Source organism: Streptomyces sp. NPDC019224 (genome assembly GCF_040632605.1).
GTDB lineage: Bacteria > Actinomycetota > Actinomycetes > Streptomycetales > Streptomycetaceae > Streptomyces.
This window is the reverse complement of sequence record NZ_JBEYCF010000042.1, coordinates 23,399-46,297: the sequence shown is the minus strand read 5'-3', so window position 1 is coordinate 46,297 and position 22,899 is coordinate 23,399. Positions and strand designations below refer to the sequence as shown.

At 73.1% G+C, this 22,899-nt stretch carries 20 protein-coding genes and 1 tRNA gene; 9 read left to right on the top strand and 12 right to left on the bottom strand.

The window, feature by feature from the left end; translation table 11 throughout:
• Positions 1 to 14: 14 nt before the first annotated feature.
• From ABZ564_RS24065 to ABZ564_RS24045, 5 genes are all read right to left on the bottom strand, one after another.
• Positions 15 to 1,190, bottom strand: coding sequence for an NlpC/P60 family protein (locus tag ABZ564_RS24065; protein WP_360860102.1), 1,176 nt, complete (start codon positions 1,188 to 1,190; stop codon positions 15 to 17).
• Between the two features lie 175 nt (positions 1,191 to 1,365).
• Positions 1,366 to 4,107 carry a PQQ-binding-like beta-propeller repeat protein gene (locus ABZ564_RS24060; protein ID WP_360860100.1) on the bottom strand — a complete coding sequence of 914 codons (2,742 nt, stop codon included), beginning with the start codon at positions 4,105 to 4,107 and terminating at the stop codon, positions 1,366 to 1,368.
• 47 nt (positions 4,108 to 4,154) lie between these two features.
• Entirely contained in the window at positions 4,155 to 4,445 is a 291-nt protein-coding gene (locus ABZ564_RS24055) for a hypothetical protein (protein ID WP_360860097.1), read from the bottom strand.
• Between the two features lie 39 nt (positions 4,446 to 4,484).
• On the bottom strand, positions 4,485 to 5,237 hold the full coding sequence (locus ABZ564_RS24050; protein ID WP_360860095.1) for a TetR/AcrR family transcriptional regulator: 753 nt from the start codon (positions 5,235 to 5,237) through the stop codon (positions 4,485 to 4,487).
• A 26-nt stretch (positions 5,238 to 5,263) separates the two neighbouring features.
• Positions 5,264 to 6,199, bottom strand: coding sequence for a diiron oxygenase (locus ABZ564_RS24045; RefSeq protein ID WP_360860092.1), 936 nt, complete (start codon positions 6,197 to 6,199; stop codon positions 5,264 to 5,266).
• Positions 6,200 to 6,377: 178 nt separating this feature from the next.
• Between ABZ564_RS24045 and ABZ564_RS24040 the strand changes: the two genes are divergently transcribed.
• Together ABZ564_RS24040 and ABZ564_RS24035 are read left to right on the top strand one after the other, a co-directional pair.
• Positions 6,378 to 7,490, top strand: coding sequence for a ferritin-like domain-containing protein (locus ABZ564_RS24040; RefSeq protein ID WP_360860089.1), 1,113 nt, complete (start codon positions 6,378 to 6,380; stop codon positions 7,488 to 7,490).
• A 148-nt stretch (positions 7,491 to 7,638) separates the two neighbouring features.
• The gene (locus tag ABZ564_RS24035) at positions 7,639 to 8,544 is read left to right on the top strand and encodes a hypothetical protein (protein ID WP_360860086.1); all 906 of its coding nucleotides are present in this window, start codon (positions 7,639 to 7,641) and stop codon (positions 8,542 to 8,544) included.
• A 7-nt stretch (positions 8,545 to 8,551) separates the two neighbouring features.
• Here the strand turns inward: ABZ564_RS24035 and ABZ564_RS24030 are convergent, their stop codons facing one another.
• The 7 genes from ABZ564_RS24030 to ABZ564_RS24000 form a co-directional block, all read right to left on the bottom strand.
• Positions 8,552 to 8,857, bottom strand: coding sequence for a hypothetical protein (locus tag ABZ564_RS24030; RefSeq protein WP_360860083.1), 306 nt, complete (start codon positions 8,855 to 8,857; stop codon positions 8,552 to 8,554).
• A gap of 77 nt (positions 8,858 to 8,934) precedes the next feature.
• Positions 8,935 to 9,195, bottom strand: coding sequence for a hypothetical protein (locus tag ABZ564_RS24025; RefSeq protein WP_360860080.1), 261 nt, complete (start codon positions 9,193 to 9,195; stop codon positions 8,935 to 8,937).
• Positions 9,196 to 9,199: 4 nt separating this feature from the next.
• Positions 9,200 to 10,657 carry a penicillin-binding transpeptidase domain-containing protein gene (locus ABZ564_RS24020; protein ID WP_360860077.1) on the bottom strand — a complete coding sequence of 486 codons (1,458 nt, stop codon included), beginning with the start codon at positions 10,655 to 10,657 and terminating at the stop codon, positions 9,200 to 9,202.
• The gene (locus tag ABZ564_RS24015) at positions 10,654 to 12,060 is read right to left on the bottom strand and encodes an FtsW/RodA/SpoVE family cell cycle protein (protein WP_360860074.1); all 1,407 of its coding nucleotides are present in this window, start codon (positions 12,058 to 12,060) and stop codon (positions 10,654 to 10,656) included. The genes ABZ564_RS24020 and ABZ564_RS24015 overlap by 4 nt, the downstream gene beginning before the upstream one ends.
• Before the next feature lie 181 nt (positions 12,061 to 12,241).
• On the bottom strand, positions 12,242 to 12,577 hold the full coding sequence (locus ABZ564_RS24010) for a zinc-ribbon domain-containing protein (RefSeq protein ID WP_360860071.1): 336 nt from the start codon (positions 12,575 to 12,577) through the stop codon (positions 12,242 to 12,244).
• Between the two features lie 207 nt (positions 12,578 to 12,784).
• Positions 12,785 to 13,051 (bottom strand): hypothetical protein, encoded by a 267-nt coding sequence (locus ABZ564_RS24005; protein ID WP_360860068.1) that lies wholly within the window; start codon positions 13,049 to 13,051, stop codon positions 12,785 to 12,787.
• Between the two features lie 113 nt (positions 13,052 to 13,164).
• A tRNA-Arg gene (locus ABZ564_RS24000) sits at positions 13,165 to 13,236 on the bottom strand.
• Between the two features lie 213 nt (positions 13,237 to 13,449).
• Here ABZ564_RS24000 and ABZ564_RS23995 point away from each other — a divergent pair.
• The 7 genes from ABZ564_RS23995 (at position 13,450) to rho (ending at position 22,697) form a co-directional block, all read left to right on the top strand.
• Positions 13,450 to 13,863, top strand: a complete 414-nt coding sequence (locus tag ABZ564_RS23995) for a response regulator (RefSeq protein WP_360860065.1) — start codon at positions 13,450 to 13,452, stop codon at positions 13,861 to 13,863.
• 55 nt (positions 13,864 to 13,918) lie between these two features.
• Entirely contained in the window at positions 13,919 to 15,106 is a 1,188-nt protein-coding gene (nrtL, locus tag ABZ564_RS23990) for an ArgS-related anticodon-binding protein NrtL (RefSeq protein WP_360860062.1), read from the top strand.
• 25 nt (positions 15,107 to 15,131) lie between these two features.
• Positions 15,132 to 16,523 carry a diaminopimelate decarboxylase gene (gene lysA / locus ABZ564_RS23985; protein WP_360860059.1) on the top strand — a complete coding sequence of 464 codons (1,392 nt, stop codon included), beginning with the start codon at positions 15,132 to 15,134 and terminating at the stop codon, positions 16,521 to 16,523.
• A 125-nt stretch (positions 16,524 to 16,648) separates the two neighbouring features.
• Positions 16,649 to 17,959: a homoserine dehydrogenase gene (locus ABZ564_RS23980; RefSeq protein WP_360860056.1), complete on the top strand. Its 1,311-nt coding sequence runs from the start codon at positions 16,649 to 16,651 to the stop codon at positions 17,957 to 17,959.
• 6 nt (positions 17,960 to 17,965) lie between these two features.
• The gene (gene thrC, locus ABZ564_RS23975; protein WP_360860053.1) at positions 17,966 to 19,036 is read left to right on the top strand and encodes a threonine synthase; all 1,071 of its coding nucleotides are present in this window, start codon (positions 17,966 to 17,968) and stop codon (positions 19,034 to 19,036) included.
• Positions 19,037 to 19,341: 305 nt separating this feature from the next.
• Positions 19,342 to 20,259 (top strand): homoserine kinase, encoded by a 918-nt coding sequence (thrB, locus tag ABZ564_RS23970; RefSeq protein WP_360860051.1) that lies wholly within the window; start codon positions 19,342 to 19,344, stop codon positions 20,257 to 20,259.
• 404 nt (positions 20,260 to 20,663) lie between these two features.
• Positions 20,664 to 22,697: a transcription termination factor Rho gene (rho, locus tag ABZ564_RS23965; protein ID WP_360860048.1), complete on the top strand. Its 2,034-nt coding sequence runs from the start codon at positions 20,664 to 20,666 to the stop codon at positions 22,695 to 22,697.
• Positions 22,698 to 22,899: the final 202 nt, after the last annotated feature.

Sequence of the window (22,899 nt, the reverse complement as noted above, 5' to 3'; positions counted from 1 at the left end):
CCTCCGCCCCGGCCTCACGAGGCCGGGGCCGAGGAGGCCCCGTACCCCTCGTCGGAGCCGTCCGTCGCGCCGTCGGGCAGTTCGGGGCCCTTGTACGAGGCCAGCGGCGAGCCGTCCGGGTCGGGCCGCACCGCGCCGAGCACCGGGTTGGACGCCACCGGGGAGACCTTCACACTGGTGCCGGGCCGGGGCGCCTGCACCACCAGGCCGTTGCCGATGTACAGCGCCACATGGGTCGCCTTCGGGAAGTAGACCACCAGGTCGCCGGGGCGCAGCGCGTTCATCGGCACCCGGGTCAGCTGCCGCCACTGCTCCTGCGAGGTGCGCGGAATGGTGCGGCCGGCGTTCGCCCAGGCCTGCGAGGTGAGCCCGGAGCAGTCGAACGAACCCGGGCCCTCCGCCCCCCATACGTACGGCTTGCCGATCTGCCGGACCGCGTACCGGACGGCCTCCTCGCCCTGGGCGGACGGCCGCCGGGACGAGGAGAGCGCCCCGGAGGCGACCAGGGCGCTCTGGGCCTCGGCCGTGTTCTTCCGTGCGAGACCGGAGACTTCGGCGAGCTGGTCCGTGGAGAGCGTGGCGAGCATCGCCTCCACCTGCTTCAGCCGGGCCCGGACGGTGTCGCGTTCCTTCTTCTGCCGCGCGGCCAGGGTCCGCTGCTCGGCCAGCACCTTGCGGGACTCCCTGGCCAGCTCGTCGGCCCGCTTCTCGGCCGCGCCGAGCCGCCGCACGCTCGCCGCCCGCCCGGCGGCCAGCCGCTGGATGACCTGGCCCTGGACCAGGGCGGCCTCGGGGTCCCGCATCAGCAGCAGCCGCAGATACACGGAGAGGTCGGACCGGCCCTGGTACTGCTCGCGGGCCAGCCGCCCCGCGGCGTCGCGGCCGCGGGCCAGCGAGCGGCGGGCGGTGACGAGGGCCGCGTCGAGCTTCTTCGCCTTCGCGGCCCGCTTCTTCAGCTCCGCCGCCGTGCCGTTGTAGGTCTCGGTGGCCTCTTCGGCCTGCTGGTAGAGGTGCTGCAGCCGGCCCAGCAGCCCGGCGACACCGCCGGCCGGGGGGCCGGGGAGGGCGGGTGCGCCGGAGGACTCCCCGGGGCCGGGTGAGGGGGCCGCGACGGCGGTGGCCGGCGAGACCACGACGACGGCGGCCAGGGCCGCCGTACCGAAGGAACGCACCAGGGTGCCCGACGACACGACATCACCTCCAAAACCGGGGTGAATCGTGCGACTACCCCATGAGTGAGCGCAATTCGTCCATACGCTCACTCATGGCGGGGCGATGCAAGAACCCGCGGGCGTGGCGGCGGGCCACCGCCCCCGGATTCGCCCGGAAGGCGGTGGCCCGTCCGCCGGGCGGCCGCGGGTGCGGTCAGGCGACCGGGAACGCGTAGACGGTACGGCCGCGGCGGACGACCGCCGTCCTGTCGTAGGCAAGGACCTGGTAGCCGGCGGTGACCGTCTCACCCGCCGGTTCCTGGTTGCCGATGTCCTGGAACTTCCACAGCCGCTTGCCGTCGGCGGCGGAGAACGCGGTGACCTGGCCCGGGTCCGCGGCGAGCACCGTGTTGCCGGAGCCGCTGACGGAGACCACGGGAGCCTTCTCGCCCGCCGCCTCCGTGGACCGCCGCCACTTCGGCTTCCCGGTCTCCGGGTCGACCGCCCCCACTTCCTGGTTGCGGTTGGTGGTGTACAGAAGGTCGCCCGAGGGGAGGGAGGGCCCGAAGACGGAACCGCGGGTGCCCTTCAGTGTCCACTTCGCCTTGCCGGCGGGCGTCTCGAAGGCGCGCAGATTGGCGCCGTCCGCCGCGTAGATGGTGCCCTCCTCGTCACCGACGGCCGCTCCGTCGAGGGCGACGTTCCCGAACCTGCGGCTCCACTGCGCCTTGCCGGTCTCGCGGTCGAAGCTGCGGAAGACGCCCTTCTTCTTCGCGGCCTTCAGGGCGGCCGGGGCGAGCGTCCGGGAGTCCTGCCGCACCACGATGGCGTCCGGCCGGATCGCGATCAGGCGGAAGACGGGCGCGATCGGGCCTCGGCCGCTGGGTACCGGGGTCCGCCACAGCTCCTTGCGCTGCACGATGTCGTACCCGAACAGGTACGACTTGACGACCTGCCTGTCCTTGCCGGGCTTCTCGCCCTTCTTGGGCTTGGGGGCCTTCACGGTGGCCTTGTGCGACCCGGTGAACCAGATGGCCGATCCGGCCGAACCGACCAGCGTGCGCACCGACAGGTCCGGTGCGCCCTCGAAGCCGTCGGCGTACGCGACACGGTGAGTGACCTTGCCGTCCTTCGACGAGAACCACAGGAACTCCGACGGACCCGCGACGAAGCACAGGTCGTCGCCCGCGGCCAGGGCGGCCTGCCCCTTGGCGCCGTCCGCGTTCTCCCAGACCCGGCGGCCGGTGCGCAGGTCGACGGCGCTGACATGGCTGTCGTCGGTGAGGACCAGCAGCCGGTCCTTCACGAGTGCGGCGGTCAGGGGCACCGGTTCGGAGGCCGGGTGGTTGTAGATCCAGCGCGGCGTCGGGGCCACCCCGGCGACGCTGGGCCCGGCGGAGCTGGGAGGCGCGGGCTCGGGGGCGGGCCCGGGCTTGTCGTCGTCGCCGGAGGTGACCGCGTACAGCGTCCCGCCGCCGACCAGCAGCCCGGCCACGCCGCCCACCACCCCGAACAGCAGTCCGCGGCGGCTGACCCCGGTCCGCCGGGGTTCGGCGGGCGGGGCGGCGTTCGGGACGGGCGCCGGAGGCAGCGGCACGGGAAGGGGCTGCGGGGGCTGGACCGCCTGGTGCGGGTAAGAGGGCTGCGGTTGCGGCTGCGGGTACCCGTACGCGGACTGGTCCGGCCAAGGAGCCTGCGGGCTCTGCTGCGCCCGCTGCCCCTGGTGGCCGATGGCCCCGAGCTGTGTGGTGCGGGTGTCCGGGATCGGGGCGGACGCGTCCGGGACTGTGCCGCCGGCGACGGCCGGCTGCTGCCACTCCGGTACCGGAGCCGGTGCGTGATGCGGCGGCACCGCGTCCTGTATGCCGGGCTCGGGCGCCGGCGGCCGAGGTGCGGGCGCGACGGCGTCCCAGACGTCCCCGTACGACTTCGGGGCGTGCGCGCCCCGGGCGTCCGAGGGGTTCTCGTCGGACACCGGATACTGATCGGACACGGGGTTCTCCACAGACGCTTTCTCGACGGACAGGGATTTCTCGGGGGGAGCGGCACCGGCTGCCGCCTGCCCGGCCCGGACGCCCTGCGCGGCCACCGCCGCCGACAGCCGGTCCGGGAGCCAGCCGCCCGCGGCGAGGGCGGCCGCGCCCTCCAGGGCGAGTTCGGCGGCCACCGTCCCCGCGCTGGGGCGGTCGGCCGGGTCCTTCGCCAGGCAGCGGGCGACCAGGTCGCGCAACTCCGCGGGCACGCCGCCGAGTTCCGGGGCGGCCTGGGCGATGCGCTCGGCGGCCTCGGCCGGGGGGCCGTCCGCCAGCGGGGTGGTCCCGGTCGCCGCGTAGGCGAGCAGCAGCCCGAGGACGAAGAGGTCCGAGGCCGGGCCCGCCTTCTCGCCCGCGAGCTGTTCGGGGGTCAGATAGCCGAGCCGTACGGACAGCCCTCCACCCGGACCCCGTTCCGCCTCGGCCGCCGCACCCAGCGGGCCGAACGCGGTGAGCCGGGGGCCGTCCTCGGCGAGCAGGACCGTCCCGGGCGTGAGGCCGTGCAGCACGGCGCCGGTGGCGTGGACGCGGGAGAGGACCTCGGCGATGCCGGCGCCCAGTATCCGCACGGCACGCTCGGGCAGCGGCCCGACGGCCTCTATGGCCTCGGCCAGGGTCAGCGCGGGCACGTACGCCGACGCGGTCCACGGCACCTCGTCCGTGCCGGAGCCGTCCGTGCCGGAGCCGGTCAGCTCCTCGACCCAGCCCCCGGCCAGCCGGTCCGCGATGCGGGCCTCCGCCTCGAAGCGGTGCCGGAAGGCGGGCAGCGCGGCGAGCGCGGGCCTGGCGGCCGTGACCACGACGAGGTCCCGCCCGTCCGCCCCGTGCGCGAGGTACTGCACGGCGGCGGCCGTCTCACGCACCCGCGCCAGCACGGTGTACGGGCCGAAGCGGCGTGGCTCGTCCTGACGCGGCGCCTCCATGGCGCATCCCCCCTTGTGACCGTCCCCCAGGGACCAGACGGTCGATCCTAGTGCGGCGGTTCCTGGCCTCCGCCCCCCGGCTTCGACCATGGCCACCGGGGCCGTCGGCGTTCGCGGCCCCCGGGGGCGTACTCGTAGATCCATCCCCGCTGGATGCCGAGCCGCTTCGTGTGACCGGCGGGCACCCTGCGGTACGCGTACACGGTGGGCGGCCCGCCGGCGGCGTCCGGGACCGGCACCTCGTACCACTGGGGCGGATGGCCGGTCGCGCCGGTGAGGACGGGCAGTACCCGGCCGTCCAGCGGGCCGCCGACGAAGGCGGTGTTCTCGCTTCTCACCGGGCCAGTCTGACCGATCGGGCGGGCCGGACCGGCCGGTCAGTCCGGCGGCAGCAGATGCGCGGCGACGCCGACCAGCGGGGCCAGCCGGTCCGCCAGCCGGCCGGCCGGGCCCTCCGCGGTCTCCAGCGGAAGCAGCGCGGCCACGGCGGACGCGGTCCGCGGGTCCGAGGCAGAGGTGACGGCGAGGAGGCCGATGAACTGGTCGACCAGCCAGTCCCGCAGCTCGGAGGCGTCCGGCCGCTTGCCCTCGTCGAGCCAGATCAGCGAGGCCGCCTCGACCGCCGCGATCCAGGTGCGCACCATCATGCCCATCCGGGGCGCGGGTTCGCTGTTCCCGTCGTGGCCCAGGTGCAGCAGGATCTGCTCGGCCGCCGCCCGCCGCACCTCGTCGACGATGGTGTCCGTCCGGGACGTCTCGGCGACGCTGCCGCCCCGCAGCAGGGCGCTGAAGCCGGTGTCGTGCTCGTCGACGAACGCCAGGTAGCGGTCGAGGACGCGCGTCACGCGCTCGGTCGGCGGGCCCTCGGCGGGTTCGGCGAAGCACAGCTTCAGCTGCTCGGCGGCCGACCTCAGGGCCGCCTCGTACAACTGCTGCCGCCCGCCGGGGAAGTAGCGGTAGACCAGCGGGCGCGACACCCCGGCCACCGTCGCGACCTCGTCGAGCGAGACCTCGTCGGGGGGCCGGTGGGCGAAGAGCGTGAGCGCCGCCCCGATCAGCTGGGCACGCCGTTCCTCGACGCTGAGCCTTCGGTACGCGCGGCTGGGCGGCGCGGTCGCGGCAGGGGTCATACCGGCCAGCGTAAGCGCATCCACCCTCAGGCCAGCAGGCCCGAGCTCTTCCACAGCCTGCGTCCCACCCCGTTCAGGACACCGATGTCCTCGAAGAAGTCCGTCAGCCGCCCGGCCCCCGTCCGCATGACCTCGGTGCGGTGTCCGCTGGCCTTCACCTGGGCGACGGCCTCGTGGCGGTCGAGCCCCACGTTCTCGTACACCTGGGGATTGACGAAGCAGACGGAGAAGACGCGGGCCGCCTGTCCGCAGCTGAGCCGGGCCAGTTCGCGTTCCCAGCGGGGCGCGGTCACCATCTGGCGGCGCAGCTCCTCGCGGGCGTAACGGACGTGCCTGGCCTCCTCGATGACGTGGATGCGGGTGACGCCGCGAACCAGGGGCTGGACGCGCTCGTCGGGGAAGGTCAGCCGCTGCATCCAGTCGAGGATCTCCTCGCCCAGCAGCGTCCCGGCGAACGAACCGGGCGTCGTGGAGACGCTTTTGAGGACGCGCGCCATGTTGTGGTACCTGCGCGGTACGGCGTAGGCGGGGCCGTTGCCCCAGGTGATCATGCGGCCGAACATCATCGAGTGCCGGCACTCGTCGGCGATCTCGGTGAGCGCGTAGCGGACGTGGTTGCTGGTCGGGGGCTTGTCGTAGATGTGCCGCACCAGCAGCTGCATGAGGATGATCTCGAACCAGATGCCGAGCGAGGCGAGCGAGGCGGCCTCGTGCCGGGCCAGCTCCTGCCGCTGGTCGTGCGACATCCGCTTCCACAGCGGGGTGTCGTAGAGGGAGACCAGCTCGGGCGGCCAGAACCACTTGCCGTCCTCGGGCGGCGAGTCCCAGTCGAGTTCCCGGTCCGGGTCGAAGGAGTGCTTGGCCGAGGCCTCCAGCAGCCGCTCGGCGATCTGTTCGCGGCCGCGCAGCGGGCCGAGCGCGTCGCGGAGCGGCTGCGGGTCGCCTTCGGTGGCGGTCGTCATGGCTGGAGGCACCTCACCCATAGGTTACCGACGGTCACCCATTATGAGACTGCTTGTCAGCAAGGCCGTCAATCCCTTGCGCACGACTTGTTGACCCCGCGTCTACCAACGTGTGAACCTGCCGACCGGGCCGGGAATCGGCCGACTTACCGGCATGCGCGAGGCGAAGGAGCCGTCCGTGTCGACCCACGACCTGTACACCACCGCCCCCGAAGAGCCGCTGTGGACGGTGCCCGCCTCGGGCGCCGCCCGCTTCAGCTGGGACTACGACGACGGCCGCGAGCGCCTTCTCGCCCTGTACCAGAAGGGCAAGGACAAGCAGTGGGACGCCGGCAAGCGCATCGACTGGAGCCTGGAGGTCGATCCGTCCGACCCGCTCGGCACCCCCGACGAGGCGCTCACCCTGTACGGCACCCCGCACTGGGCGAAGATGACCGAGAAGGACCGGGGCGAACTGCGCAAGCACTACACCGCCTGGCAGTTCAGCCAGTTCCTGCACGGCGAGCAGGGCGCGATGATCTGCGCCTCCCGCATCGTGGAGTCCGTCCCCGACCTGGACGCCAAGTTCTACTCCGCGACCCAGGCCATGGACGAGGCCCGGCACGCCGAGATCTACGGCCGGTTCCTGCACGAGAAGGTCGGGATGCTCTACCCGGTCAACGACAGCCTCCAGGGCCTGCTCGGCGACACCCTGCGTGACGCGCGCTGGGACATGCCCTACCTCGGCATGCAGGTCCTCATCGAGGGCCTGGCCCTGGCCGCCTTCGGCATGATCCGCGACACCACGACCCGGCCGCTGCCCAAGCAGATCCTGGCGTACGTGATGCAGGACGAGGCCCGCCACGTCGCCTTCGGGCGGATGGCGCTGCGCGACTACTACAAGCAGCTCAGCGACGCGGAACGGCGCGAACGCGAGGAGTTCGTCATCGAGGGCTGCTACCTGATGCGCGACCGGCTCAGCGGGGTCGAGGTCCTGGAGAACTTCGGCATCGGCAGGCAGGAGGCCAAGGACCTCTCCGAGCACTCCGAAGTCCTCCGGCTCTTCCGCAAGCTGCTGTTCAGCCGGATCGTCCCGTGCGTCAAGGACATCGGCCTGTGGGGCGAACGGCTCCAAAGGGCGTACGTCGACATGGGCGTCCTCGAACTCGGCGACTCCAGCCTGGACCTCCTCATGGCCCAGGACGAGGAGATCGCCGAACAGCTCGACAAGGACCGCTTCGAGGCGGAGGAGCGGGAACGGGTGGCCGAGGTGGCCGAGGCGATCGCGCAGGGCGGTACGGCGGGAACCTGACGGGCACCGCGAGCGCGCGGCGGAAACGGCGCACCCTTGCCCCGGCCGCTCCATCCATGAGAGGGCCGGGAACCACACGGCGCCACCCCCGACCCGACCCGGGCGGGCCCCGGAAATGGTGTCGTGCGCATGCCGTAGCTTGGGCGCCATGACCACGCCCCCGCCCCAGCCGCCGCAGGGCTCGTACGGTGCGCCCCAGGGCCCCTACGGGCCCCCGCGGCCCCAGCAGAATCCGTACGCCCAGCAGCCGGGGCCCGGACAGCAGCAGCCCTACGGGTACCCCCAGGCCCAGCAGCCGGGGCCCGGACAGCAGCCCTACGGGTACCCGCAGGGGCCGGCGCCCCAGCCGTGGGGCGCGCTGCCCGGCGGGCCGGGGTTCCCGCCGCCGCGGCGGACCCGGCCGGGCCTGATCGCGGCGATCGTCGCCGGGGCGCTCGTGGTGGCGGGCGGGATCACCTTCGGCGCCGCGCGGCTGACGGACGCCGCGGCCGACGGCAAGCTGCCGGTGTCCGGGGGGTTCCCGGCGGCCGAGTACCGGCTGACCGTGCCGAAGACGCTGCTGAACGGCGAGTACACCCTCCACGCGGACACCTCGGCGACGGACGGCAAGGACATCGAGGAGACGTACGACCCGTCCATCCGCGACGCGAAGGCGGTGGTCACGCAGTACACCTCGAACAGCGGCGGGACGGTGGTCGTCTCCGGCATGTGGGGCCGCATCAGGTCCCCGGAGTTCTCCCGCGACAAGATCCTGGAGGGGGCCGCCGAGGCCGACGGGATGACCGTGGCCGTCCCCGCCCGGGAGTTCACCCCCGAGGGCTACGGGATCACCATCGCCTGCGAGATCGTCCGGTCGAAGGACGACGGGATCGGCGGCAACACCCTGCCCATGTGCGCGTGGGGCGACGACAACACCGCCTCCCTGGTCGCCGTCGTCACCGCCGGGACCGCCCTCCAGGACCCGGACGAGGTCGACCTCGACAAGGCGGCGCGCCAGGCCGCCCAGGTCCGCAAGGAGATGCGCAGGCCGCTCGGGGCCGGGACGGCCGGCTGACCGGCCGTCACTCCGAGACCTCGACGATCTTCCCGTCCTTGTCGAGCGTGTGCTCGTTCCAGTACGTCCACCACTTGTCGTCCACGTGCTCCGGGACCTTCCCCTCGGGGTAGCGGGCGTATCCCTCGGGCGGCTCCTCGCCGTCCTTCACGCACGCGCTGCCCGTGCTGCCCACGTACAGCACCGGGTACTCACCGCCGGAGCAGACCGCGTCCGCCGTCGAGCAGGCCGAGGTGAGCAGCGCGCACACCGCGCCGCCGACGGCGAGGGCGGCGGTGGTCCGCAGGGGACGGGGACGACGGGGCGTACGCATCGTGGCACTCCTTCAGGTGGCGGCTGTCGGAGTCCAGGCTGCCCTCCCGGGCGTCACCTCGCCCTGAGTACACGTACTCATCCACGAGGTTCGCGTACGCGTGCGAACGGCTCGCCCGCCCCCGACAGGACACGCTCCACCGCCCCCGCCGCGCTCAGTAGCTCCGCCTCCGGCGGTGGTACGTCCCCGCCCCGCACCGCCGTCCGGGACGCCGCCGGGAGCCGGGCGAGCGCGTCCTCCGGCCGGCCGTCGAGGAAGGCGCACAGCCCCGGGTCCTCGCGGTCGATCGAGGCCAGCACCTGACGCAGCTCCCCGTCCGTTGCCCCGTAAGCCGTCACCCGGTCAGTCTCCCAGGGCCGCCTCCATCACGGCACGGGCGATCGGGGCCGCGCTGCCGCCGCCGCTGATGTCGGCGCGGTCGGCCTCGGCGTCCTCGACGACCACCGCGACCGCCACCGCAGGACGGGCCGCCCCGTCCGCCTGCGCCCAGGAGATGAACCAGGCGTAGGGCAGGTCCGAGTTGTCGACCCCGTGCTGGGCGGTGCCGGTCTTGCCGCCGACCGTCGCCCCGTCGATCGCCGCGTTCGTGCCCGTACCGTCCTGCACGACGTCGATCATCATCTGCCGCAACTGCGTCGCCGTCGTCGGGTTCATCGCCCGGTGGTACGAGCGCGACCCCGTGGTGCGGACCGTGGACCCGTCGTGCTTGGTCGTCCGCTCCACCAGATGCGGGTACATCAGCTCCCCGCCGTTGGCGACGGCCGCCGCGACCATCGCCATCTGGAGCGGGGTCGCCGTGGTGTCGAACTGGCCGATCGAGGACTGCGCCAGCTGGTCGTCGCTCATGTCCGTGTCGAAGTTGCTCCTCGCCACCCCGGACGGGACCTTCAGATCCGGGTCGTTGAAGCCGAACCGCTCGGCCGCCGCCACCATGCCGTCGAGCCCGACCTCCACCCCCAGGTGCGCCATGACGGTGTTGCAGGAGACCCGGATCGCGTCGGCCAGCGACGCCTTCTCGCAGCCGCGCGACTCGTCGGGCAGCACCGTCGAGGTGCCCGGCAGCACGTACGGGGACGGGGTGTCGGTCTCCGCGTCCGGATCGGTGACGACCTCCGCGTCCAGTGCGGCCGCCGCCGTCACGATCTTGAACGTGGAGCCGGGCGGGTAGGTCTGCCGGATCGCCCGGTTGAGCATGGGCCGGCTGCTCGCGTCGTTCAGCTCCCGCCAGGCGTCGGTGACGGACGAGCCGGTGCCGGACAGCCGCTCGGGGTCGTACGAGGGGGTGGAGACCAGCGCCAGGACGCGCCCGGTGGCCGGCTCGACGGCCGCGACCGCGCCGCGCCGGTTGCCGAGCCCCTCGTACGCGGCGCGCTGCATCGCGTCCCGGACCGTGGTGACGACGTCCCCGCCCGGCTGCCGGCTCCGGCTGACCTCGCCCCACAGGGGGAGCGGGGCGAGCAGCGGGTCGGTGCCGGAGAGGACCGCGTCCTCGGCGTTCTCGATGAGCGTGGTGCCGTACGTCTGCGAGGCGTATCCGGTCACCGGCGCGTACAGGGGCCCGTGGCGGTAGGTCCGTTCGTACGCGAGCTGCTCGCCGGTGTCCTTGGAGCCGGTGACGGGCCGGCCGTCGACCAGGATGCTGCCGCGCGGCTGGTCGTAACGGGCGATGGTGTTGCGCCGGTTGGCCGGGTTGTCGTCCAGCTCGTCGGCCTCGAAGACCTGGACCCGGGCGGCGTTCGCCAGCAGCGCCACGAGCAGCAGCAGACAGAACGCGGCGGCGTGCCGGATGTAGCGGATCACCGTTCGTCCTCCGGGGCCGAAGTGGACGACGGGCCCGCCGCGACCGAGGCCACGGCCCCGGTGTCCGCCCCGTCGGGCGCCGGTCTGCGGGCGAGATCGCTGACCCGGATCAGCAGCGCCACGATGATCCAGTTGGTGACCACGGACGAACCGCCCTGCGCCAGGAACGGCATCGCCATCCCGGTCAGCGGGATCAGCCCCATCACCCCGCCCGCGATCACGAACACCTGGAGCGCCAGGATGGAGGCCAGGCCGATCGCCAGCAGCCGCCCGAACGCGTCGCGCAGGGCGAGCCCGGCCCGGTAACCGCGCGCCACCAGCAGCGCGTACAGCAGGAAGACCGCGGTCAGACCGGTGAGCCCCAGCTCCTCGCCCGCCGTCGCCAGGATGAAGTCGGACTTGGCGGCGAAACCGATCAGGATGGAGTGGCCGAGCCCGAGACCGGTGCCGAGCATGCCGCCTGCGGCGAAGGCGAAGAGCGACTGGGCGAGCTGTCCGGGCCCGCGTCCGGCGTCGATCGAGGCGAACGGATCGAGCCAGTCCTGCACCCGGCTGTGCACATGCGGTTCGAACGAGCCGACGACGAACGCGCCGACCGCCGCGAGCAGCAGCCCCACCGCGATCCAGCCGGTCCGCCCGGTCGCCACGTACAGCAGGATCACGAACAGCCCGAAGAACAGCAGCGAGGTGCCCAGATCGCGTTCCAGGACCAGCACGCCGACGCTGAGCAGCCAGATCGTCACGATCGGTCCGAGCACCCGCCCGGTGGGCAGCTGGAGCTTCCAGATCCTGCGGCCGGTGTACGCGAGGGCGTTGCTGTTCGCCGCGAGGTAGGCGGCGAAGAACACCGCGAGCAGGATCTTGGCGAACTCGCCGGGCTGGAAGGAGAATCCGCCGATCCGGATCCAGATCTTCGCCCCGTTCACCGCCGGGAAGAAGATCGGCACGATCATCAGGACGAGGGCGGCGGCGACCGAGAGGTACGCGTAGCGCTGGAGCACCCGGTGGTCGCGCAGGAACACCACGACCGCGATGAAGAACGCGACGCCGATCGTGGACCAGATCAGCTGGGTCGTCGCCGCCCGGTCGCTCGGCGTCTCCAGGTCCAGCCGGTAGATCAGCACCAGGCCGAGACCGTTGAGCAGGACGGCGATGGGCAGCAGCAGCGGATCGGCGTACGGGGCGCGCAGCCGGACCGCGAGATGGGCCAGCAGCGCGAGCAGCCCCAGTCCGCCGCCGTACCCCGCGACATCGGGCGGGACGGCGTCGTCGTGGGCCAGGCCGACCGCGGCGTAGCCGTAGACGGAGATGAGGACGGCCCCGATCAGGAGCGAGAGTTCCACGCCGCGCCGCCTGGGCAGGCGCAGCTCGGGCGGGGGTGCGTCCGCCGTCGATGCGGTCATGCCCCGCAACGTAGCAAGACGCGGGGGTTATGTCGGTTATGTCGCGATGTGGAGGTGCGGCGGGGCCGCCGTGGGTCCGGGCCGGGCGGCAGCCGCGGCCGGCGCCGCGTCCGCGCGGCACCGCCCTGCCGGCCCTGTGCGGAAGAAGGCCCCTCACGCGTGTTTCGGTGCCGGCGCGCGGTCAGCGCTGGTACGGGTTCTGCCCCGTCTGCCCCGGCCCCGACGCGCCCGGCGCGTACCCCTGCTGGGGGCCCTGGCCGAACGGGTTGCCGCCCTGCGAGGCCATGTGCTGGGCCAGCAGCTGGTCGGCCTGTTCCCTGGGTATCCGCTGCTCGCCGCCGCAGAACGTGCACTGCGTGGCGAACTTCGTCGAGATCGGGAACAGCGGAACGAAGAACAGCGTGAACTTCGTGACCCGCTTGCGCAGCGTGTGCGCCGCCGGATTCCCGCACCAGCCGCAGACCAGCGTCAGGACCGCCAGCTGGTACAGATAACCTCGCGTGCCGAAAATGATCATTGGAATTCCTTCCCCGTGTTCCCCGGGAACGCCCGGCGGCAGAGTGCCGGCGGGCTTTTCGTCGGTATACGTATTGTGGCTGCCGCGGCCGCCGTCCGGCGCGTTGTGACGAAGTGCGGCGAGCGGCACGCGCACCTCGCCGACCCGGAGCCGGGCCGCCGGTGAGATGAGAGGGGCCGCCCGTCGCTGCCGCCGGTCCGTGTCGGCTCAGGCGGTGGTGATCAAGACCGCCACCGCGAACGGTGCCGCCGCCGTGCCGGCCGGCGCAGCGAGCGCGCCGATGCAGCGGAAGAGCGCCGCGGGCCAGGCGAAACGCGACGTGGTGAGCACTCCCTCGGCCGGCGCCTGCCGCGCGAGGGCCTCTCCGTGGTGCCGTGCCATCGCGGTGGCGGCACCGCGCACGTTCAGGGCCACCCGCAGGCCCCGAGCCGCGAAGAAGAGCGCGATGAGCAACCCCGCGACGATGCCGAACATGTTCCCCCCTGACGCGCACGCCACGGATGGCGCGGCTCGGCCGCACACGCATACGCGAAGACCCCGACCTCAACGTTTCCGTTGACGGCGGGGTCTTTGGCACCTTCATGAGGTGCCCCCGGCAGGATTCGAACCTGCGCACCCGGCTCCGGAGGCCGATGCTCTATCCCCTGAGCTACGGGGGCGTATCGCCGTGTTGCTCGGCGACGGGTGAAACACTACCAGCTTCCACGGGGTGCCCGTGAACAGGTATTCCGCGTCATCGCGCGGGGCGGACGCCCCTGCGCACGCGCATCCGGCCGCCTCCCCGTCCCCGTCCGGGGGCGGAAGTGGGCAAAACCCGGACGCAGCCCCTCCGGCCCGCCTACTCTCGAAGCGTGTCAGGGGCATGCGGCCGCGTGCTTGTTGTCGACGACAACGAGGTCATCCGGCAGTTGATCAGGGTCAATCTCGAGCTGGAGGGCTTCGAGGTCGTGACCGCGGGCGACGGTGCCGAGTGCCTGGACCTGGTGCACCGGGCCCGCCCCGACGTGATCACGCTCGACGTCGTCATGCCCCGCCTGGACGGCCTGCAGACCGCCACCCGGCTGCGCTCCGACCCGCGCACCCGGCACCTGCCCCTCGCGATCATCAGCGCCTGCACACCGTACGAGGTGGACCACGGGGTCGCCGCCGGGGTCGACGCGTTCCTCGCCAAGCCCTTCGAGCCGAGCGAGCTGGTACGGCTCGTGCGCCGGCTGAGGGAGCGCGGCCGGCCGCCCGCGCCGGCCGGCGGGCCGGGTGCCGGGCGGGCGGAGAGCGCCACCGGCTGACCGCATGGCGAAACCGGTTCGCGAAGGGCCCCCCTCCCTCCCATACGCTTGTCCCGTGACCCCCGTCGATCTCTCCACGACCGTGCTGCACGCCGTGCGCCGCGCGGTCCGCGAGGACGCCCTGCGCGCACCCGTACCCGCGCGCGTCCGGGTGGAGAGGACCCGGCCCGGCGGCCGCGGGGAGTACGCCAGCGCCGTCGCGCTCCAGCTCGCCGGACCCGCCGGCCTGGGCGCCCGGGAGGTCGCCGAGATCCTCCGCGACAGGCTCGCCGGAGCGCCCGGCGTCGCCGGCGTCGAGATCACCGGACCCGGCTTCCTGAACTTCACGCTCGACGCCTCCGCCGGCGCCGCCGCCCACCGAGACCTCGTGCACCGGGTGCGGGAGCAGGGGGAGCGGTACGGACACGGGGACGCCCTCGACGGGCACCGGCTGCTCCTCGTCCACGCCCGCGAGGTCCGGGCCGCCGTCACCGCCGACGCGGTCCGCCGGCTGCTGACCGCCCAGGGGGCCGCCGTACGGCTCAGCTGCGAGGGGGAGCCGGACGCGGACTGGACACGGCTCGGGGTGAGTGCGCGGGCGTACGGAAAGCCGCAGCCGGAGGCGCCCGGCGCCGGTGCCGGGGGCGCCCCCCGGGAGGCGGACGGGAAGCCCTCGACGCAGGCGCCTGCCGTGAGCCTCGACAGCACGGACCCGCGCGCCCACGGCGGACCGCCCACCCCCGTACGCACCGTCCCCGCCGGGGAGACCGCCGCCGCCCTGCTGGCCCGGCTCGGCCCCGACGCCGCCCGCTGGGGCCTGCTCCGGCCCGCCGGCCACGACCGGGCCGCCCTGGGGCCCGGGCTGATCGCGCAGACCGAGGCCAACGCCCTCTTCCGGGTCCGCTACGCACACGCCCGCGCCCGTGCCGCGGTCCGGGGCGCGGCCGCCCTCGGCATCACCGTCGCGGGGCCCGGCGAGGACATCGACGCCACCGGGGCCACCGCCCTGCTCGCGCTCCTCGACGAGCACCCCGCCGTGCTCGCCGCCGCCGCCCGGCACCGCGCCCCCGACCGGCTCGCCCGGCACCTCGAAGCGGTCGCGGGCGCCTTCTTCGACTTCCACGACGCCGCCCCCCCGCTTCCCGTCGGGGACGAGAAACCCTCGGCCGCCCACCGCACCCGGACGGCCGTCGCCGAAGCCGCCGGGACGGTGCTGGCCGGCGGCCTGTCCCTGCTCGGCGTCAGCGCGCCCGAACACCTCTGAAGACCCGAGAGAGCAGAGCCACACGATGAGCCGATCCGCACACCCCGCCGGACCCCGTCACGCCGACGTCATGTCCGACGGCCACTACCGCGCCCCCGCCGACGACCTCAACACCCTCGACGAGAAGGTGTGGTCCCGCACCGTCACCCGCGACGAGCACGGCGCCCTGACCGTCGGCGGGCTCACGGTCTCCCGCCTCGCCGAGGAGTTCGGCACCCCCGCCTACTTCCTGGACGAGACCGACTTCCGGGCCCGCTGCCGCGCCTGGTCCGAGGCCTTCGGCCCCGGGGCCGACGTCTTCTACGCCGGCAAGGCGTTCCTCTCCCGGGCCGTCGTGCGCTGGCTCGAGGAGGAGGGGCTCAACCTCGACGTCTGCTCGGGCGGCGAGCTGGCCACCGCGCTCGACGCCGGGATGCCCGCCGAGCGCATCGCCTTCCACGGCAACAACAAGAGCGTCGGCGAGATCGAGCGGGCCGTCGCGGCCGGCGTCGGGCGCATCGTCCTCGACTCCTTCCAGGAGATCGTCCGCGTCGCGCACGTCGCGCAGGGCCTCGGCAAGCGCCAGCGCGTCCAGATCCGGGTCACCGTCGGCGTCGAGGCGCACACCCACGAGTTCATCGCCACCGCCCACGAGGACCAGAAGTTCGGCATCGCGCTGGCCGGGGGACAGGCCGCCGAGGCCGTGCGCCGGGCACTCACCCTGGACGGGCTCGAACTCGTCGGCATCCACTCCCACATCGGCTCGCAGATCTTCGACATGGCCGGCTTCGAGGTCTCCGCCCGCCGCGTCGTGCAGCTGCTCGCCGAGGTGCGCGACGAGCACGGCGTCGAACTGCCCGAGATCGACCTCGGCGGCGGGCTCGGCATCGCGTACACCTCCGAGGACGACCCGCGCGAACCGCACGAGATCGCCAAGTCGCTCGGCGACATCGTGACCCGCGAGTGCGAGGCCGCCGGGCTCACCACCCCCCGCATCTCCGTGGAGCCCGGCCGCGCCATCGTCGGCCCGACCGCCTTCACGCTGTACGAGGTCGGCACGGTCAAGCCGCTGGAGGGCCTGCGCACCTACGTGAGCGTCGACGGCGGCATGTCGGACAACATCCGCACCGCGCTGTACGACGCCGAGTACAGCGTCGCGCTCGCCTCGCGCACCTCGGACGCCGAGCCGATGCTCGTCCGGGTCGTCGGCAAGCACTGCGAGAGCGGCGACATCGTGGTCAAGGACGCCTTCCTGCCGGCCGACCTGGCCCCCGGCGACCTGATCGCCGTGCCCGCCACCGGCGCGTACTGCCGCTCCATGGCGAGCAACTACAACCACGCCCTGCGCCCGCCGGTCGTCGCCGTGCGGGACGGGGAGGCGCGGGTGATCGTCCGGCGCGAGACGGAGGAAGATCTCCTGCGCCTCGACGTCGGCTGAAGCCGTATTTCCCGGGGCGTACCACGGGACACCCGTAAACATCTCAGGATCCGGACGGGTGGCAGGAACACCCGTCCGGTGAGTGAGACTGGTCCGTACAACAGAGGTAAAGGAAACGAGGTCGGATGATGCGTACGCGTCCGCTGAAGGTGGCGCTGCTGGGCTGTGGAGTGGTCGGCTCAGAGGTGGCGCGCATCATGACGACGCACGCCGACGACCTCGCCGCGCGCATCGGCGCGCCGGTGGAGCTCGCCGGTGTCGCCGTGCGCCGGCCCTCCAAGGTGCGCGAGGGCATCGACCCCGCGCTGATCACCACGGACGCGACCGCCCTGGTCAAACGGGGCGACATCGACGTCGTCGTCGAGGTCATCGGGGGCATCGAGCCCGCCCGCACGCTCATCAGGACCGCCTTCGAGCACGGCGCGAGCGTCGTCTCCGCCAACAAGGCGCTGCTCGCCGAGGACGGCGCCGCCCTGCACGCCGCCGCCGAGCAGCACGGCCGGGACCTCTACTACGAGGCCGCCGTGGCCGGCGCGATCCCGCTCGTCCGGCCGCTGCGCGAGTCCCTCGCGGGCGACAAGGTCAACCGGGTGCTCGGCATCGTCAACGGCACGACCAACTTCATCCTCGACAAGATGGACACCAGCGGCGCCGGCTACTCCGAGGCGCTCGACGAGGCCACCGCCCTCGGTTACGCGGAGGCCGACCCCACCGCCGACGTGGAGGGCTTCGACGCCGCCGCCAAGGCCGCGATCCTGGCCGGCATCGCCTTCCACACCCGGGTCCGCATCGGTGACGTGCACCGCGAGGGCATCACCGAGGTCACCGCCGCCGACATCGCCTCCGCCCGCCGCATGGGCTGCACGGTCAAGCTCCTCGCCATCTGCGAGCGCGCCGCCGACGGGCGGTCCGTCACGGCCCGGGTGCACCCCGCGATGATCCCGCTGAGCCACCCGCTCGCCTCCGTGCGCGAGGCGTACAACGCGGTGTTCGTCGAGGCGGAGGCCGCCGGGCAGCTGATGTTCTACGGTCCCGGCGCGGGCGGGGCGCCCACCGCGTCCGCGGTCCTCGGCGACCTGGTGGCCGTCTGCCGCAACAAGCTCAACGAGGCCCCCGGGCCCGGCGAGTCCGCGTACACGCGCCTGCCGGTGAGCCCCATGGGCGACGTCGTCACGCGCTACCACATCAGCCTCGACGTGGCCGACAAGCCCGGCGTGCTCGCCCAGGTCGCGACGGTCTTCGCCGACCAGGGCGTATCCATCGATACGGTCCGCCAGCAGAGCCGGCCGGACAGTCAGGAAACCGACGGCGAGGCATCCCTCGTCGTCGTCACCCACCGCGCGCCCGACTCGGCCCTCTCCGGGACCGTCGAGGCGCTGCGCAAGCTCGACACCGTCCGCGGTGTCGCCAGCATCATGCGTGTTGAAGGGGAGTAAGGACCCATGACCACCAAGGGCACCCACCAGTGGCGCGGCATCATCGAGGAGTACCGGGACCGTCTCCCGGTCACGAGCACGACGCCGGTCGTCACGCTCCGTGAGGGCGGTACGCCGCTCGTCCCCGCTCAGGTCCTCTCCGAGCGCACGGGCTGCGAGGTGCACCTCAAGGTCGAGGGCGCCAACCCCACCGGGTCCTTCAAGGACCGCGGCATGACCATGGCCATCACCCGGGCCAAGGAGGAGGGCGCGCAGGCCGTCATCTGCGCCTCCACCGGCAACACCTCCGCCTCGGCCGCCGCCTACGCGGTCCGGGCCGGCATGGTCTGCGCGGTCCTCGTGCCGCAGGGCAAGATCGCGCTCGGCAAGATGGGCCAGGCGCTCGTGCACGGCGCCAGGATCCTCCAGGTCGACGGCAACTTCGACGACTGCCTGACACTGGCCCGCTCGCTCTCGGACAACTACCCGGTCGCACTGGTCAATTCGGTCAATCCGGTCCGTATCGAGGGTCAGAAGACCGCCGCGTTCGAGATCGTCGACGCCCTCGGCGACGCCCCGGACATCCACGTCCTCCCGGTCGGCAACGCGGGCAACATCACCGCGTACTGGAAGGGTTACACCGAGTACGCCGGTGACGCCATGGCCTCGCACAAGCCGCGGATGTGGGGCTTCCAGGCGTCCGGATCGGCGCCCATCGTGCGCGGCGAGGTCGTCAAGGACCCGTCGACCATCGCCACCGCGATCCGGATCGGCAACCCGGCCTCCTGGGACTACGCGCTCGCGGCGCGCGACGAGTCGGGCGGCTTCATCGACGAGGTCACGGACCGTCAGATCCTCTCCGCCTACCGGCTGTTGGCCTCTCAGGAGGGCGTCTTCGTGGAGCCCGCCTCGGCCGCGTCCGTGGCCGGTCTGCTCAAGGCCGCCGAGGAGGGCAAGGTCGACCCCGGCCAGCGGATCGTCTGCACCGTGACCGGGAACGGCCTCAAGGACCCCGACTGGGCCGTCGCAGGCGCCCCGCAGCCGGTCACCGTCCCGGTCGACGCGGCCGCCGCCGCCGAGAAGCTGGGCCTGGCGTAACGGCGTACGGCGAGGTCGCCCCGGGGCCGGTCCGTACGACGGCCCCGGGGCGACCCGCGCGACGCCCCGTCAGGAAGGGCGCCCGACCGGCCCTTTCCGGTACGGAGAGCGCACCGCGGGCGTGCGACACGCATCGTGCGCCTCCTGTGCGCCCTATGTCGCCGCAGAACCTTCCTTCGATAAGCTGTACCCAACCCGCCCCGCCGCATCTGCCGGGGTGCCCGGGCCGTTGCGGCTCCCCCGAAGAATCCCCGCCCGCAGCTCCTCGGATTCCCCGCCGCCTCACAAGGAGAGTCGTCACAGCGATGGCCGGTCCCGCCTTCCGAGCCGCCGCCGTCCGGGTGCGCGTCCCCGCGACCAGCGCCAACCTGGGCCCCGGTTTCGACGCCCTCGGCCTGTCGCTCGGCCTGTACGACGACGTCGTCGTCCGCGTCGCCGACTCCGGACTGCACATCGACATCGCCGGCGAGGGCGCGGACACCCTGCCCCGCGACGAGAAGCACCTGCTCGTACGGTCCCTGCGCACCGCCTTCGACCTCCTCGGCGGGCAGCCCCGCGGCCTGGAGATCGTCTGCGCCAACCGCATCCCGCACGGCCGCGGTCTCGGCTCCTCCTCCGCCGCCGTCTGCGCCGGGATCGTCGCCGCCCGCGCCGTGACGACCGGCGGTGACGCCCGGCTCGACGACGCGGCCCTGCTGGAGCTCGCCACCGAGATCGAGGGTCACCCCGACAACGTCGCGGCCTGCCTGCTCGGCGGATTCACGCTCGCCTGGATGGACGGCGCGTCCGCCCGCGCGATCAGGATGGATCCCGCTGACTCCATCGTTCCGGTGGTTTTCGTCCCCGGCAAGCCGGTGCTCACCGAGACCGCCCGCGGCCTCCTGCCGCGCACCGTCCCGCACGTCGACGCCGCCTTCAACGCCGGCCGCGCGGCCCTCCTCGTCGAGGCCCTGACCAGGCGCCCCGAGCTGCTGCTCACGGCCACCGAGGACCGGCTGCACCAGGACTACCGGGCGCCCGCCATGGCCGAGAGCGTCGAACTCGTGGGCCGGCTGCGCGCCGAGGGCGTCCCCGCCGTCATCTCCGGCGCGGGACCGACGGTGCTGGCCCTGGCCGAGGACGGCGAGGCCGACAAGGTCGCCCGGTTGGCGGGTGAGGGATGGGCGGCCAACCGGCTCGCTCTCGACGCCCGGGGCGCGAGCGTCCTGCCCCTCGCGCCGTAGCACGCGAGGCTGCTGGCCGAGAAGTGATTGCCGGTGAAGGAGAGGGGGAATGTTTGTTGGAGCCGGTAGTGTTAATCTCAAGTCTGCAATCGACGTCCATGAGGCGCGTTGCTTCGTGTCCCCTTCGGGACCACCATTTCTTCCGGGAGCCTCCCCAACTGCCTGAGCAGCCTGCCTGAGTAGTTGCGAGCACGCTCCGGAACCGGCACGACACCCTTCGTTCGTCCAGGAGTGGGCCGAGCAGGGGGATGCTCGCGCCGGGCCCATGCACACCTTCATCTCTCCGCCGTTCCATCCGGCGGACCACCGCCCCGGCACGGGCCGCACCACAGAGGACCGCAGCCGGACAGCACAACCGGTCGCCGAGCCAGAAGGCCGACGTCCGCTCCAGGGAAGGACCCTTCGTGAGCGACACCACCGATCTGATGGGCGTGACTGCCGACAAGAGCGTCGACAGCGCCGCGCCCGCCGAAGGTGCTGCCACTGGCACCACCGCACGGCGCCGCCGCTCCGGCACCGGCCTTGAGGGCATGGTCCTGGCCGAGCTGCAGCAGGTCGCGTCCGGCCTCGGTATCAAGGGCACCGCGCGGATGCGCAAGGGCCAGCTGATCGAGGTCATCAAGGAGGCCCAGGCCGGCGGCGGCTCCTCCGCCCCCAAGGCCAAGGCCACCGCGGCCCCCGCCGAAGCGGCGGAGACCAAGCCGAAGCGCCGCGCCACCTCCAAGGCACGCACCGGCGCGGCCGAGGAGACCCCGGCCGCCGCGCCCGCCGACAAGGCCGCGGCCCAGCAGCAGATCGACATCCCGGGCCAGCCGGCCAGCGACGACCAGCCCGCGGGCGAGCGTCGTCGCCGCCGTGCCACCGCCCAGGCGGGCAGCCCGGAGAGCAAGCCGGACGTCAAGGCGCAGACCAAGGACCGCGCCCAGGACGAGCCGAAGCACGAGGCGCCCGCCGAGGACCGCTCCGAGGCCAAGGCCGAGGCCGGTGCCGACAACGCCGAGGGGCGTCGCGGCGACCGCCAGGACCGTGGCCAGCGCGGTGAGCGGGGCGACCGCGGCGAGCAGCGCCGCGACCGCCAGCGCGACCGCCGGGGGAAGGGCGACGACCAGGGCGGCAGGCGCCAGGGCGGCAGCCAGAACCAGGGCGGCGGCGGCCAGAACCAGGGCGGCGGCGGTCCGCAGGACGACGGCTTCGACGACGAGGGCGGCCGTCGCGGCCGGCGCGGGCGCTACCGCGACCGCCGCGGCCGTCGCGGACGCGACGACTTCGCGAGCGACGCCCCGCCCGTCAGCGACGACGACGTCCTGATCCCCGTCGCGGGCATCCTGGACATCCTCGACAACTACGCGTTCATCCGGACCTCCGGCTACCTGCCCGGTCCGAACGACGTGTACGTCTCCCTCGCCCAGGTCCGCAAGAACGGCCTGCGCAAGGGCGACCACGTCACCGGTGCCGTGCGCCAGCCCAAGGACGGCGAGCGCCGCGAGAAGTTCAACGCGCTGGTCCGGCTCGACTCGGTCAACGGCATGGCGCCCGAATCCGGCCGCGGCCGCCCCGAGTTCCAGAAGCTGACGCCGCTCTACCCGCAGGACCGGCTCCGTCTGGAGACCGACTCCAACGTCCTGACGACGCGGATCATCGACCTGGTCGCCCCCATCGGCAAGGGCCAGCGCGGTCTGATCGTGGCCCCGCCGAAGACCGGTAAGACCATGATCCTCCAGGCCATCGCCAACGCGATCACGGTCAACAGCCCCGAGTGCCACCTGATGGTCGTCCTCGTCGACGAGCGTCCGGAAGAGGTCACCGACATGCAGCGGTCGGTGAAGGGCGAGGTCATCTCCTCGACCTTCGACCGCCCCGCCGAGGACCACACCACCGTCGCCGAGCTGGCCATCGAGCGCGCCAAGCGCCTCGTCGAGCTGGGTCACGACGTGGTCGTCCTGCTGGACTCGATCACCCGTCTGGGACGCGCGTACAACCTCGCCGCCCCGGCCTCCGGCCGCATCCTGTCCGGTGGTGTCGACTCGACCGCGCTCTACCCGCCGAAGCGCTTCTTCGGTGCCGCGCGCAACATCGAGGACGGCGGCTCGCTGACCATCCTGGCCACCGCGCTCGTCGAGACCGGCTCGCGCATGGACGAGGTGATCTTCGAGGAGTTCAAGGGCACCGGCAACATGGAGCTCAAGCTCGACCGCAAGCTCTCCGACAAGCGCATCTTCCCGGCGGTGGACGTCGACGCGTCCTCCACCCGCAAGGAGGAAATCCTGCTGGGCGGCGAGGAGTTGGGGATCGTCTGGAAGCTGCGCCGGGTGCTCCACGCCCTCGACCAGCAGCAGGCCATCGAGCTCCTGCTGGACCGGATGAAGAAGACCCAGTCCAACGCGGAGTTCCTGCTCCAGATCCAGAAGACCACGCCGGCCCCGGGCAACAACGACTGATCGTCGCCCCTCCGGCAGCAGCACACAGGGCCGCCCCCGCACTCCGGTGCGGGGGCGGCCCTGTTCGCGTACACCGTTGCCGTTCCGAGACCTTCGCCACACGTCCGCCTCCGCGCGGTGCCGTCGTACGACCGCCGCGCGAGCCGTGAAACCGCAGGTGAACGCCGGAACGCGGGCCGTCCGCGCGGCCGCGCGAGGCGTT